The organism is Pseudomonas kielensis (assembly GCF_030505375.1).
Classification (GTDB): Bacteria; Pseudomonadota; Gammaproteobacteria; order Pseudomonadales; family Pseudomonadaceae; genus Aquipseudomonas; species Aquipseudomonas kielensis.
In genome coordinates, this window is the sequence record NZ_CP130043.1 from 3343898 (window position 1) to 3358139 (window position 14242).

11 protein-coding genes are annotated in these 14242 nt (G+C 62.2%); 4 read left to right on the plus strand and 7 right to left on the minus strand.

The features are described 5' to 3' along the window. Positions 1-59 precede the first annotated feature (59 nt). From Q1W70_RS15700 to Q1W70_RS15720, 5 genes are all read right to left on the minus strand, one after another. Positions 60-710 carry a lysoplasmalogenase gene (locus Q1W70_RS15700; RefSeq protein ID WP_166592561.1) on the minus strand — a complete coding sequence of 217 codons (651 nt, stop codon included), beginning with the start codon at positions 708-710 and terminating at the stop codon, positions 60-62. 2 nt (positions 711-712) lie between these two features. After that, positions 713-1105, minus strand: a complete 393-nt coding sequence (locus Q1W70_RS15705; RefSeq protein ID WP_166592562.1) for a protease inhibitor I42 family protein — start codon at positions 1103-1105, stop codon at positions 713-715. A gap of 169 nt (positions 1106-1274) precedes the next feature. Beyond that, positions 1275-3701, minus strand: a complete 2427-nt coding sequence (gene lon, locus Q1W70_RS15710) for an endopeptidase La (protein ID WP_166592563.1) — start codon at positions 3699-3701, stop codon at positions 1275-1277. A 295-nt stretch (positions 3702-3996) separates the two neighbouring features. Next, on the minus strand, positions 3997-6405 hold the full coding sequence (locus Q1W70_RS15715; protein WP_182342156.1) for a glucose/quinate/shikimate family membrane-bound PQQ-dependent dehydrogenase: 2409 nt from the start codon (positions 6403-6405) through the stop codon (positions 3997-3999). A 211-nt stretch (positions 6406-6616) separates the two neighbouring features. Continuing rightward, positions 6617-7999 (minus strand): carbohydrate porin, encoded by a 1383-nt coding sequence (locus Q1W70_RS15720; RefSeq protein ID WP_302097551.1) that lies wholly within the window; start codon positions 7997-7999, stop codon positions 6617-6619. A 278-nt stretch (positions 8000-8277) separates the two neighbouring features. Here Q1W70_RS15720 and Q1W70_RS15725 point away from each other — a divergent pair, with 278 nt between their 5' ends. Next, a complete protein-coding gene (locus tag Q1W70_RS15725) occupies positions 8278-8508 on the plus strand; it encodes a VF530 family protein (RefSeq protein ID WP_095166001.1) in 231 nt (76 codons plus the stop codon). 9 nt (positions 8509-8517) lie between these two features. Next, a complete protein-coding gene (locus Q1W70_RS15730) occupies positions 8518-9174 on the plus strand; it encodes a Pr6Pr family membrane protein (RefSeq protein ID WP_166592566.1) in 657 nt (218 codons plus the stop codon). 28 nt (positions 9175-9202) lie between these two features. Here the strand turns inward: Q1W70_RS15730 and Q1W70_RS15735 are convergent, their stop codons facing one another. Next, complete coding sequence (locus Q1W70_RS15735; RefSeq protein ID WP_302097553.1) at positions 9203-9979, minus strand: siderophore-interacting protein; 777 nt, start codon at positions 9977-9979, stop codon at positions 9203-9205. Then, positions 9976-10554 carry a PadR family transcriptional regulator gene (locus tag Q1W70_RS15740; RefSeq protein WP_166592568.1) on the minus strand — a complete coding sequence of 193 codons (579 nt, stop codon included), beginning with the start codon at positions 10552-10554 and terminating at the stop codon, positions 9976-9978. Before Q1W70_RS15740 ends, Q1W70_RS15735 begins: the two co-directional genes overlap by 4 nt. A gap of 555 nt (positions 10555-11109) precedes the next feature. On the opposite strand from Q1W70_RS15740, the gene Q1W70_RS15745 reads away from it, so the two are divergent. Both Q1W70_RS15745 and Q1W70_RS15750 read left to right on the plus strand, forming a co-directional pair. Further along, on the plus strand, positions 11110-11598 hold the full coding sequence (locus Q1W70_RS15745; RefSeq protein WP_182342147.1) for a CS1 type fimbrial major subunit: 489 nt from the start codon (positions 11110-11112) through the stop codon (positions 11596-11598). A gap of 112 nt (positions 11599-11710) precedes the next feature. Continuing rightward, entirely contained in the window at positions 11711-14233 is a 2523-nt protein-coding gene (locus Q1W70_RS15750; RefSeq protein ID WP_185818399.1) for a TcfC E-set like domain-containing protein, read from the plus strand. The last annotated feature ends 9 nt before the right edge of the window (positions 14234-14242 follow it).

Consider the following 14242-nt stretch of genomic DNA (forward strand, 5'->3'; position numbering starts at 1 on the left):
TTGTCAGCCTGAACGAACGTCCTGCGGCCGTCGACGCAGCCTCGCGGGCTCGAGAGCTGCTACAGGTCGCGTTCCGGGCGGTGGCTTTGGTGAAACGCCGACGCGGCGATGCCCCATTGTCCCAGCCAGTAACTGAGGATGATCACATAGGGCGCGGCCGCGAAGGGCAGGGCAAAACGGTCGATGCCGATCACGCTGTCGGAGAACACGAAGGCCAGGGCGCCGCCGGCGGCCAGCAGTGCCGAGCGTTTCGGCACGTCGGTGCCCAGGCGGGCCAGGGCGCGCCAGAGCATGGCGCTGATGGCCGTGCCATAGACGATCACCGGAATCAGCAACGGCCCCAGGCCATGGGCAATCAGGATTCCCAGCAGCAGGGCGCCGACCAGCAGCGCCAGCAGCAACGGCCCGGGGGCCAGGCGCCGGCAATCGCTCAGGTACGCCTTGAGGTAGGCCAGGTGGGCCACCAGGAACGCGCCGAGGCCGAACACGAACAAGTCGCCGGGCCAGGCCAGCAGCACGTCACCCAGCAGGGAAAAGATCAGGCCCAGGCTGACCCAGCGCCGATAGTCGCTGGGCGGTGCATCATGCAGCCAGCCCAACAGCGCCAGTACCGGCAGCGGCTTGACCAGCAGGCACAACAGCTCGGCATGCACACTCACTCCGTAGAGGAACGTGACAGCTCCCATCAACGCCAGAATCAGCCAGCCCATGTTCAGTTCACCACGATTGCGCAGTCGAAAATGTCTACCGGATCGACTTCCGGGGCCCACGGCTGCTGTGAGGTCAGGCGCAGGCGCCCGTTACCGCTGGTGAACGCCTGGAAGCGCCAGGTCGATAGCCCCGCGCTGCCCACCAGGCCGCTGTTTTCCGGGTTGGTGTAGACCTCGGGGCTGATGGCCCGCAACACACCGCCGGCTGAATCCTGGATCGCCCAGCGATACCCGGTGGTCGGGTTGCTCGGCAGGGTCAGGATCAGGTTTTGCCCCGTGTGCAGTTGCACCGGGCATTGGCTCTGCTGCTCCACCGTCAGGTTCTGTTTCGGCTGCGAGGCGCAGGCCGTCAGCAGGGCAAGGCTCAAGGGCAATAGCAGGCGGGCGGGGGACATCAAGTCAGGCACTCCGGAATTCGCGACGAACGGCGAGCATAACCGAAGATGAGACAAATTGTGACCGTCAGACCTGGATAGGGATGTCGGTGCCGCCGCCATCGCGGGCGAGCCCGCTCTCCCACAGGGATGTGGGAGCGGGCTTGCCCGTCCAGGCGCTACACAGACCTCAGAACAACACCTTGGCCACGTCGGCAAACCGCTTGGCAAAGTGCACGGTAATGCCTTCCTTCAGGTAGTCCGGCAATTCTTCGAAGCTGCCACGGTTGGGTTCCGGCAGGATCAGTTCGTGGATCTTCTGCCGGCGTGCGGCAATCACCTTTTCGCGCACCCCGCCAATGGGCAGCACGTGCCCGGTCAGCGTCAGTTCACCGGTCATGGCCACGCCTTTTTTCGGCGCCTGGTTGCGTGCCAGGGAGAGCAGGGCGCTGGCCATGGTCACACCGGCACTCGGACCGTCTTTCGGGGTGGCACCTTCCGGTACGTGCAGGTGGATGAACGCTTCGTCGAAGAACTTGGCGTCGCCACCGAACTGCTTGAGGTGCGAGCTGATGTAGCTGTAGGCGATCTCGGCCGATTCCTTCATCACGTCACCCAGTTGCCCGGTGAGCTTGAAGCCCCGGTTGAGCGTGTGGATGCGGGTGGCTTCGATCGGCAGGGTGGCGCCGCCCATGCTGGTCCAGGCAAGACCGGTGATCACCCCGATGCCCGACAGCACCTGCTCATTGCGGAACACCGGCATGCCCAGGGAGGCCTCGAGATCCTTGGGGCCGATCTTGATCACCTGCTGCGGATCGTCCATCAGCTTGACCACCGCCTTGCGCACCAGCTTGCCCAGCTGTTTCTCCAGCTGGCGCACCCCGGCTTCGCGGGCATACCCATCGATCAGGGCCTTGAGCGCGCTGTCGCTGATGGACAGGCTGGTTTTCGCCACGCCGGCCTTGTCCAGTTGCTTGGGCCACAGGTGGCGCTTGGCGATGGCGACTTTTTCTTCAGTGATATAGCCGGACAGGCGAATCACTTCCATGCGGTCGAGCAACGGTCCGGGGATTGAATCCAGGGTGTTGGCGGTGCACACGAACAGCACTTTGGACAGGTCCAGGCGCAGGTCCAGGTAGTGGTCGAGGAATTCCACGTTCTGTTCCGGATCGAGGGTTTCCAGCAACGCCGAGGCCGGGTCGCCCTGGTAGCTCTGGCCCATCTTGTCGATCTCGTCGAGCATGATCACCGGGTTCATCACTTCGACGTCTTTCAACGCCTGCACCAGCTTGCCCGGCAGGGCGCCGATGTAGGTGCGGCGGTGGCCCTTGATCTCGGCTTCGTCACGCATGCCGCCGACACTGAAACGATAGAACGGCCGCCCCAGGGATTCGGCAATGGACTTGCCGACGCTGGTCTTGCCCACGCCCGGCGGGCCCACCAGCAACACGATGGAGCCGGCGATCTCGCCCTTGTAGGCGCCGACCGCGAGGAATTCGAGGATCCGGTCCTTGATGTCATCGAGGCCGGCGTGGTGTTTGTCGAGCACCTTGCGGGCGTGCTTGAGGTCGAGCTTGTCTTCCCCGTACACGCCCCACGGCACGGCCGTCGCCCACTCCAGGTAGTTGCGGGTCACGGCGTATTCGGGGGAGCCGGTCTCCAGGATCGACAGCTTGTTCATTTCCTCTTCGATGCGTTTTTGCGCCTGGGGCGGCAGGACCTTGCCCGTCAGGCGTTGCTCGAACTGTTCGACGTCGGCGCTGCGATCGTCCTTGGTCAGCCCCAGCTCCTGCTGGATCACCTTGAGTTGTTCCTTGAGGAAAAACTCGCGCTGGTGCTCGCCGATCTTGCGGTTCACTTCCGCGGAAATTTCTTTCTGCAGGCGCGCGACTTCGACTTCCTTGCGCAGCATCGGCAGGACTTTTTCCATGCGCTTGAGCATGGGCACGCAGTCGAGCACTTCCTGCAACTCGTTACCGGTGGCCGAGGTCAGGGCGGCGGCGAAGTCGGTCAGTGGCGAGGGGTCGTTGGGGCTGAAGCGGTTGAGGTAGTTCTTCAGCTCTTCGCTGTACAGCGGGTTGAGCGGCAGCAGTTCCTTGATCGCGTTGATCAGCGCCATGCCGTAGGCCTTGACCTCGTCGGTCGGCTCGCTTGGCTGGTGCGGGTATTCGACTTCCACCAGGTACGGTGGGCGATGGTGCTTGAGCCAGGTGCGGATGCGCACGCGGGTCAGGCCCTGGGCGACGAACTGCAGCTTGCCGTTTTCGCGGCTGGCGTGGTGGACCTTGACCAGGGTGCCGTACAGCGGCAGGGCGCTGGTGTCGAAATGCCGTGGGTCTTCCTGGGGGGTGTCCATGTAGAACAGCGCCAGGGAGTGGTGCTCGGACTTGGCGACCAGGTCCAGGGTCTCGGCCCAGGGTTCTTCGTTGACGATCACCGGCAGGACTTGCGCGGGGAAGAATGGCCGGTTGTGGATCGGGATGATGTAGACCTTGTCCGGCAGGTTCTGCCCGGGCAGGGCCAGGCCTGTGCCGGCGGCGTGGTGTTCGGGGTGTTCGGCGTTTTCCGGGTCGGCGTATTCGCTGGGGTCTTCGGGGAATGCTTGCTGGTCGCTCATGGGGCACCTGCGCAATGGAGTATGGGAGTTAGATGGGGCAGGTGGCGGGTGGTTTCAATGGTGGGGGGAGTTTGTTTGGTAAGCGGGTTGTTACTTGCGGGGGCTGTGTGCAGATCCGTTGTTGGGGTGATGGCGGCTTACCGGCCGGCCTGGCTTTTCCTGGTGTACGAATTTCCCTTGTAGGAGCGGGCGCCCGCTTGCGGGCTTGGCAGCTGCTACACGGTTTGTGATGTGGGTAGGCACAAAAAAGGCGACTACCCTGCGGTAGTCGCCTTTTGTTCACGGCCGATGCAGCTTATTTCGGCAGTTTGTAGGCGATGACGTAGTCGCCCATTTTGGTGCCCAGGGAGCCATGGCCGCCTACGACGAGCAGGACGTATTGCTGGCCGTCCTTGCCGGTGTAGGTCATTGGTGTGGCCTGGCCGCCGGCTGGCAGGCGGGATTTCCACAGTTCCTTGCCGGTGTTGACGTCATAGGCGCGCAGGTACTGGTCCAGGGTGCCGCTGAGGAAGCCGACGCCGCCGGCAGTGACGATCGAGCCGCCCATGCTTGGTACGCCGATCGGCAGGCCGATGGGCAGTGGCGAGCTGTCGCGGCTGGTGCCGTTCTTGCGCTTCCACACCACTTTGCTGGTGGTCAGGTCGATGCCGGCCACGTAGCCCCAGGCCGGCGCCTGGCAGGGTACGCCGAACGGCGACATGAACGGGTGCATGATCACCGCGTACGGCGCGCCGGTGTTCGGTTGCACACCCGCGGTTTCGCTCTCGCGCTTGCTGTCGGCCGCCACTTGGGCGCGCGGCACCATTTTCGAGACGAAGGCCATGTAGTTCGGGCTGGTGAACAGCATCTGGCGCACTGGGTCGACCGACACGCCGCCCCAGTTGAACACACCGACGTTACCCGGGTAGATCAGGCTGCCCTGTTCCGACGGTGGGGTGTATTGGCCTTCGTAGCGCAGTTCCTTGAACTGGATGCGGCACAGCATCTGGTCGAACGGGCTGGCGCCCCACATGGCTTTTTCGGTCAGTTCCGGAGCCAGCAGGTTGAGGTCCGAACGGGCCTGGGTCGGTGCGGTGCGATCGCCCGGTACCGCGCCTTGCGGAACCGGGATCTCACGAATCGGCACGATCGGCGTACCGTCGCGACGGTCCAGCACGTACAGGCTGCCCTGTTTGGTCGGTGCGATCAGCGCCGGCTTGATGCCGTCGGCGGTTTTCATGTCCAGCAGGGTTGGCTGGCTGCCAACGTCCATGTCCCACAGGTCGTGGTGGGTGAACTGGTAGTTCCAGCGCACCTTGCCGGTGGCCAGGTCCAGGGCCACCAGGCCGGCGCTGTATTTCTCGGCGCCCGGGGTGCGGTCGGCGCCCCATTGGTCTGGGGTCTGGTTGCCCAGTGGCAGGTAGACCATGCCGAGTTTTTCATCGACGCTGGCCAGCGACCACATGTTCGCCGAGTTGCGGCTGTAGTGTTCGCCCGCTGGCAATGGCTCGGTGGCGTCCGGGTTGTTGCTGTCCCAGTTCCACACCAGGTGACCGTCGCGGACGTCGAAGGCGCGGATCACGCCGGACGGCTCGTTGGTCGACTCGTTGTCGGTAACGTGGCCGCCCATGATCACCAGGTCACGGGTGATGGCGGCTGGCGAGGTGGCGTAGTAGCCGCCCGGGGTGAACGGGCCGATACCGGTGGTCAGGTCGACCACGCCCTGGTTGCCGAAGCCTTCGCAGACCTTGCCGGTGTCGGCGTTCAGGGCAATCAGGCGCGCGTCGGCGGTCGGCAGGTACAGGCGGCGAGGGCACGCCTGGGCCACGGCCTTGCCGGCGTCGGAGATCACGGCCGAAGACGCGCCAGCGGCTGCGTAGGCGTTTTCGTCATAGTAGGAAACGCCACGGCAGGTCATGTGGGCGAAACCCTTGAAGCCGACCGGGCTCTTGATCTGCGGGTCGAAGCGCCAGATTTCCTTGCCGGTGTCCGGGTCCAGCGCCAACACCTTGCTGTGGGCGGTGCAGGCATAGAGCATGCCGTTGACCTTGAGCGGGGTGTTTTCGTTGGTCAGCTCGACCGGGTCGCCAGCGGTTGGCAGGTCGCCGGTGCGGATGCGCCAGGCTTCCTGCAGCGTGCCGACGTTGTCCGGGGTGATCTGCTTGAGCGGCGAGTAGCGGTCACCGAACTCGGTGCGGCCATAGGCCTGCCAGTCACCGTCAGGCATGGTCGGTGCTGTACTGGTCATGTCGGCACTGTCGCGCCCCAGTTCGCCGAACACTTCGCCCGGGTGGGTGAATTGGCTGCCCAGGGCCGCGGCGCCGGCCAGGACCACGGCCACGCTCAAGGCTGCGGTGCCCAGCGGGGCAGGGCCCTGGCGCAGCAACGGACGGCGGAACCACGGCAGCAGCAGGACGATGCCGAGGGCGAACCACAGCGACAGCCGCGGCACCAGTTGCCACCAGTCCAGGCCCACTTCCCACAACGACCAGGCGGTACTGGCCAACAGCACCAGTGCATACAGGCCCAAGGCTGCACGACGGCCGGCCAGCAGCAGAATGCCGGTCAGCGCCAGGCCGATACCGGCCAGCAGGTAGTACAACGAGCCGCCAAGCATGCTCAGCTTGATCCCCCCGGCCAGCAAGGCCAGGCCCATTAGCAGCAGCAGGATGCCGAGCAGGCTCGGCATCAGGCGGCTTGGACTTGAAGCACCTTCAGTGCTCATAGTGCGATTCTCCGTGACGTTTTAAGTAGCCTTGCGCAAGTTCACTGTAGATGAGGATCGTGCGCGGGCGTGGTTCAGATAAAAACGGTGATCCCTGTAGGAGCGAGCCTGCTCGCGATGGACGTAAACGATGACGTTGGGTGCCTGACACCCCGCGTAGCTTTCGGGTTCATCGCGAGCGGGCTCGCTCCTACAGGGTTTGTAGCGCGGGTCAGAACGACGACTGCACCTTGATACCGCCGATCAGCGCGTCATCCACCTCGTTCACGCCACCGGGATGGCGGATGTACTGCAGGTTCGGGCGCACGGTCAGCCAGTTGGTCAGGTGCACGCCGTAATAGAGTTCGGCGCTGTATTCGGTGTCTTGCGGTGGCAGGTAGGCCGGGTTGTCGTAATCGAACACCGCGCGGGCCTGGTTGCTGGCCTCGGCATTCTTGCGATAGGCCGGGTTGACGTGGACGCGGGCCATGGCAAAGCCGATGTCATCCTTGGCGCGGGCATCGAACAGGCCTTTGTAGACCAGGCCTGCCTGCACATAGTTGTCGATCGCGTTGGTCTTCTTGTCGTGCATCGTGCCGTTGGCGAACAGGCTCAGGCCGCGCGAGTTGTCGCTGGCCACGCTGCTCACTTGCTGCTGGATGCCCAGCCACACCCCATGTTTGCTCGACGAGCTGCGATAAGCCTCGCCGCTGAGGGCGGCGCTCTGGCCATTGCTGTCCTTGTAGACGTCGCTGGCCTTGGCGCTGCTGTAGTAGTAACCGGCGCGGTATTCACCCGGCAGGCCGTTGGATTTCGGCGTCCACACCAGCTCCACCGGGACCACGGTGCCCTGGGTACCACTGCCGCTGAGCTTGAAGCCGTTGTCCTTGTCCAGGTTGGACGGGTTCTGCTCGTAGGCGCCGATCTGGGCGTAGACCTCCGGGCTCAGGTGGTACTTGACCCGCAGTGCCCACTGGCTGACCGGCCAGTTGTACCAGATGCCGCCAGCCCAGTTGCCGACCTGGGAACCGCAGAACGCCAGGTTCTGGAAGTCGCAGGGGAAGCTGTTGAAATCTTCGCCTTCGCCGAACCGACCGGCCTTGATATCGAGTTTCTGGTCGAGGAATTTCTGCTGGTACCACATCTGCGTCAGGCGTGTGGTCTGGCCCCGGCCCCAAACTTCCTGGGCCGACGTGAAGCCGCCGACCCGTGGATCGTTGATCCGGTCGTTGCTGATGTTGTTGCCGCTGCGCTTGGTGATGGTCAGTTGAAACTCGGCGTCGTCCCAGCCGAGGATCTTTTGCAGGTCCAGGTGAGTGCCCAGGCCAAACTGGTCGCTGTAGCGCGCAGTGCGATCGTCGTCGTAGCCACCGTGCAGGTTGCTGCCCATTTCGCCGGTGTAGTCGAGCTTGAAGTCGTAGCCTTTTTGCGCAAGCTCGGTGCGCGTGCCGTTCCAGTCGCCGAGCATCCACGGCGATTGGCTATCGAACGCCGCAGCGGCCTGAACGCAGTTGGCAAGACCCAGGGCGGTGAAGCCACCGATCAGGTTCAGGGTTTTACGGCGCGCAGCCGGTGTTGAGACAGCGCTGTCTCGGAAGATCTGCAAGTAAGGCATAAAGAAGAAATTCTGGGTCTTTTTCTAAGGGAGTGAGCTGCAGGGCAGGAGCAAAGGCCGGCAGCGGAAGCGTTTCAGCTTAAGGGCGTAAGGATAATGATCTGTTACAAATAGAGAAAGTGCTTTTCTCGACATGCTTCCTTTCGGATTCGGTAACAGTCGTCCGTGGCCGCTCAGGTGACCTACATTTACCCCTGAGCGCACAGAATCCTTCCACCCGCTGTCCCCCTCGGCTAAGGTGCGCGCCTTCCCATCCTGATTAGGTTCAAAGGCCCGGCATGACCGAACACACCACCGACCCGCTGCATGGCGTGACGCTTGAACAGATCCTCAACGCGCTGGTTCAACACTACGAATGGTCGGGGTTGGCCGAGCGTATCGATATTCGCTGCTTCAAGAGCGACCCGAGCATCAAGTCGAGCCTGACTTTCCTGCGCAAGACCCCCTGGGCCCGCGAGAAGGTCGAAAAGCTGTACGTGAAGTTGATGCGCACCAAACGCCCGCTCTAAGGAATGTCCATGGCTGTCGAGCTGACGCGAGGTTCGCCCGTCGAACGCCAATGCATTCGTCTGGCGGCCGTACTCGGTTGGCTGGGCCTGAGCATCCAGCTGTACCTGGTGTTTTATGGACGCTGGAGTGTCGAGGCCAGTCTGCTGGGCGGCCTGGTGAGCTACTTCAGTTACTTCACGGTACTGACCAATACCCTGGTGGCCGCCGTGCTGACCAGTGCGGCCACGACCCGAGAGTCCCGCGGCCGGACGTTTCTGTTGCAACCGTGGGTCAGCAGCGGCATTGCGGTCAGCATAAGCGTGGTCGGCCTGGCCTACAGTCTGTTGCTGCGCCACCTGTGGCACCCGCAGGGTTGGCAGTTGATCGCCGATGAGTTGCTGCACGACGTGATGCCGCTGCTGTTTGTGCTCTATTGGTGGCGTTGCGTGCCCAAGGGCCACTTGCGCCTGGGGCATATCGGCCTGTGGGCAATCTACCCGCTGCTGTACTTTGCCTATGTCCTGCTGCGGGGGCGCTCGCTGGGGATTTACCCTTATCCCTTTGTGGATGTGGAAAAGCTTGGTTATCCCCAGGTGTTTCTCAACGCCTCGGGGATCCTGCTGGGGTTTGTGGTGGTGGCGCTGGTGGTGCTGGGGTTGGATCGCTGGCGCGGATCACGCCCCTAGCCTCGCAGGCTCGACAGCTGCGAACGGCTCAGCGGGGATCGAGCTGCCAGTAGCCCACGGCTTTGACGAACTGCTGATCCAGACCCTTGTCGTCCAGCAGCACCCGGCGGATCTGCCGTGAGGCCTTGGCTTCGGTGGCGATCCAGGCGTAGAGCTGGCCCTCGGGCAGGACCAGTTGCTGCACGGTGGTCAGCAGGTGATCCTTGCCACCTTCACGCAGGACCCAGATCACCTCGACCTCGGCCGGGCTGTCGAGCACTTGCTGCTCGGCGCCATTCTCGATCTCCACCACCACCAGTGCCCGGCGATTGGCCGCCAACCCTTCCAGGCGACGAGCAATGGCGGGCAGGGCGGTTTCGTCGCCGATCAGCAGGTAACTGTCGAAAATGTCCGGCACCACCATCGAGCCGCGCGGCCCGGCAATGTGCAGGAATTGGCCGGGTTGGGCCTGTGCCGCCCAGGTCGATGCAGGGCCGTCGCCGTGCAGGACGAAATCAATGTCCAGCTCCAGGGTGTCCAGGTCATAGCGGCGCGGGGTGTAGTCGCGCATCGCCGGCTTTGGCCCCTGTTCGCTATTGGCCCCCAGTTCGAGCGTTTCCAGGGCCGCCTGTTCCTCGGCATTTTGTGGGAACAGCAGTTTGACGTGGTCATCCGTGCCCAGGCTGATGAACCCGGCCAGCTCTGGCCCGCCGACGGTGATCCGGCGCATGCGCGGCGTCAGGTCGACGACCCGCAGTACCTGCAGGCGGCGGCGTTTGATTTCGTGCATGACGCGGTGGATGGTCTGGGTGATCACTTCAGTCATTGCGCGTTCTCCTGAGCCGCTGGTGTCAGCGGGCCATCGACTATGGCTTTGGCGGTGTTGTTGAGCAGGTCGCGGACCCGCAGGATTTCTTCCGGGCTCCAGCGGCCATGGTGCATCTGCAGGGCATGGCGCAGGTTATGCACCGCCTCGTGGATCTCGGCCGGGCGGTCGTGGCCGCGCAGCGAGCGCTTGCTGACTTCAATGCGCATGCGCACGCCGTCCAGGGCAATCGCCTGTTCGCCCAGCGACTGGCGCCCGGCGTCGGTGATGGCGTAGCGTTTTTTTCCGCCGTCGGCGTCGCCCAGGATCAGTTCGCTTTCTTCCAGGAAGGTCAGGGTCGGGTAGATCACCCCGGGGCTGGGGCTATAGGCGCCATCGAACATGCTTTCGATCTGGCGGATCAGGTCATAGCCGTGGCAGGGCTGTTCGGCGATCAGCGCCAGCAACAGCAGTTTCAGGTCGCCAGGGGCGAATACCCGGGGCCCACGGCCACCGCGTTCGCGGCCCGGGCCAGGGCGTTTTTCGAAGCCGTCGCGACCGTCTGCGTGTTCGCGGTGGGAATGATGGTCTCTCATTTTTCTTTCTCTCGTCGTGTTTAGACATAACTTAAGATATATCTTTTAGAAAAAGCAAGCACCCCGGACCAGCGGTGCCGGTTGTATGCAACCCCCCTGATCGACCCCCCCCTGCGAATCTGCCGGGCTCGCCGTGTGCTCGCCTGGTGACGACTCGATCCTGCGCAGGCGGCAATTTCCTTATTGCACTAGCGGGTATTTTTAGTGCTAACTCTCTAATTAACTTGTTTGCCCCTTTATTTATTAAGGCAGTGCTATTAGTCTTACAGAAGTTGCACTGCTGGTTCTCTCTGTATGGGATTTCCAGAGAATCTGTATGTGGTTAATGTCTGACGGCTGTTGAGCTGAGTGTTTGATTTTTATTGTTTTTTCTTTCCGCTTGGGTAGCACTCCAGCTACGCCAAAGACGGAACTTGCCTGCTTACTTTTAAAAATAAATGTTCGATGATTTGCTGGCTTTGAAAGTTGAGACAAAACGCCATCTCGGCGTTTGGCTGGTCACTAGCCAGTTGTCGCTTTTACTGCATCGACCCTTTTAAAAGACAGGTACTGAAGATGTTCAAGAAAATCGCGTTCACTGCTCCCCTGGCTGTTCTGGCTCTGAGTTCTTCGATGGCGTTTGCTGCCACTGAGGCACGCCACACCATCAGCCTTGTTGCTACGATTTCGTCCCCGGAGTTCAAGGCAGAAGTAGTTGATCCGGATCTGGTCAACAAAGATCAGAATATGAGCCCTAACTCAACTACCAACGGTAAGTTGGCAACTATCGTGGGGGCCTTCGATGTTCTCCATACTGCTGGATCGGTACACGCCAGACTGGAGTATATGCCCAAGCTTGTGCAGACCGCTGGGAGCAAGAGTATTGATATCGATGTCACCGTCAATGGTAGAAAGCTCAACACCGTGTCACAGGAAGTCGTCGGTGTTGCTGAGTCCAATGTTACTTACCGCGCACCGATAGAGATTAGCGCTTTGGATGGTACCTATACAGCAGGCGATTACACTGGCGTCGCGGTGGTGATTTTTGAGCCTTCCGTTAGCTAAGTGAGTCGTGGCGGTAAACGCTTACTGACTTTCTTTAGGTAACGTCCTCGGTCGGCAAACTTTTGCGGTTTGTCGGCCGTGCTGAACTTCTTTGTAATTAGAGAGCTCGTTCATGTTCCCGATGACGCCCATCGCGGCTGCGCTCGCGCTGCTGTTATGTAGCAGTGCATTTGCGGCGCCCGCTTCCGTTGATAATACGCCGCGAAGTTTGCTGGCACAGGCCAAGGGCCTGCCGGCCGAGTTCGAAGAACATTTTTTCGATGTGCCGCTGGCGGTTCGGGTCGAGCTTGATCAACAACCGCTGGGCGAGGCGATGATTGTGTTGTCCCGCGATGACCGAGTGACCTTGCTCGATTTCACCGACACCAGCGAAAGCCGCTTCGGCGCCGGTGAGCGTGACACCTGGGCCGATATCCTGAAGTCCGGTGTGGCGCTGGGCGCCTGCACGGGCCAATGCCCGGAACAGATGCTGGCGGTGCACTACAACCTGGAAAATTCTTTGCTGTCGATCGTCACCGAAAATGCCGAGCGCGATAGCCAAGCCAAACATTTCTACGATCAGCCCGAAGGCGGCAGCAGCGGGTTGATGGTACGTAACCAAATCAATCTCAACGGCGGCCAGGATCAAGACCTGGGCGGACGTTTTGGCCTGGAGGCCAGCGCCAGCCTGGGCAACTGGAGCCAGGCCTTCAACATGCAATTGGCGCGTCTGGGCGGTCCGGACGACAAGACCTACCACTCCGTGCATGAGCTCTACACCCAGCGCGAACTGCAGGGCAGTTTTGTGCGCCTGGGCTATTTCACCCCCAGCTCCGAAGGCCTGACACGGGAACCGCGCTCCTTCGGTACCAGCCCCGACACCGCAGTGGGCGTGATGTATGGCAGCTCCGACAGCCTGGCGATCGACAGCCCCAAGCCCAGCGTGTACCCGGTGTATGTCACGGCCAACCGCCAGGCATCCGTGGAGATCTATCGCGAGGGCCTGCTGATCAACACACAGTCGGTGCCGGCCGGTTTGCAGACCCTCGACACGCGTCCGCTGCCAGGTGGCATCTACGAGGTGGAGGTGCGCTTGATCGAAGACGGGCAAATCACCTCGACCACCCAGGAGCTGATCTACAAGCCCAACAACTGGCGCAACCACGAGGACCGCTGGCGTTACAACGTGTTTGCCGGGCAGGAAAGCAAACTGCTGAGCAACTGGGATGAGCAGGGCAGCGGCGATCTCACCGCGGGCGCATCAATCAACTACCTGCTGCACCCACGGGTGATTCTCGGGCTTTCGGCCCGCCAGGTGCAGGAAAAGCTGCAGTACGGCAGCTCCATCGATTGGAGCCTGGGCGATAGCACCAGTCTCTACGCCAACCTCTACCAGACCGAAGATCACGGCACCGGTGCTGACCTGCAAGGGCTGTACAACTACGGCTCTGGCAGCCTGGTGATCAGCCACAACCGCAGTTGGCTCGACACCACCAACACTTACGAAACCCTGCCCGACGGCACTCGCGTGCGCCAACGCAACGTGTTTACCGGCGAGGCCAGCAACTCATCGCTGGCGCTCAATCATCGGATCAGTCGCAAAAACTCGCTCAATGCGCGGGTCTCCCACAGCGAGGGGAACGTTGAAGGCGTGGGGGTCGACCTGGGCTGGACGCAACGCACCGAATTGTTTGGCAGCGATGCGAACTGGCGGCTGTCGCTGTTCGATCGCCCCGGCAGCTACAGCAGCGGCGACGCACGTAATCGCGGGGTCGACCTGAGCGTCAACGTGGCGCTCGGTGGGCCGGGGCAGCAGATTTCCGGCAGCATCGGCAGCCGCACGGCCCGTGATGGCAGCCGCGACAACAATGCCTCGTTCGGCTACCGCAAAGACCTGCAGGACCACGTCTTGCAGAGCGTCTCGGTGACTGCGCTCACCGATACCTATGGCGTCGGCTTGTCGAGCCTGGCGAGCTTCAGCTCCGACGCCGTCAACGGCGACGGGTTTATCCAACGCTCATCGTTCAGCGAAAAAATCACCGGTGGCGTGAACCTCGACAGCACCCTGGTGGTGGGGGCGCAACGCATGGCCCTGACCAGCCAGAATCAAGGGCGGGGCGCCGGGATGATTGTCGACGTCGAGTCCGATATCGACGGGATCGCCCTGCGTGCCGACGACCTGAGCGGTGGCAGCGCGGCCTTGCGACCGGGTCGCAACTTCATACCGCTGACGGCTTATCGGAACAGCTCGGTGAGCTTCGACTTCGAAGGCAATCACGTGCCCGCGGCCAGCATCGAACCGGCGCGCACCCGCTATCACCTGAACAAGGGCGGCGTGGAGTACCGCAAGCTGCGGGTGATGAAAACCCTCACCGTACTCGGGCGCTTGCTCGACCCCATGGGGCGGCCGCTCAAGGGCCACCACGTGATCAACCACGCCAGCCGTGGCGTCAGCGAAGTCGATGGCTTTTTCTCGATGGAAATGAATGCCGGCTCACCGACCCTGGAGGTGCGTTATGCCGACCAGTTGCTCTGTCAGTTCCGTCTCGATGTCGACAAACACCGCCGTGAAAACAATGTGCTGATGATCGGTGATTTGCGTTGCTCGCCGGACACGTTGGCGGACGTCTCAATCATTCGGCAAGAGGCCGGTTGAATGGCGCGG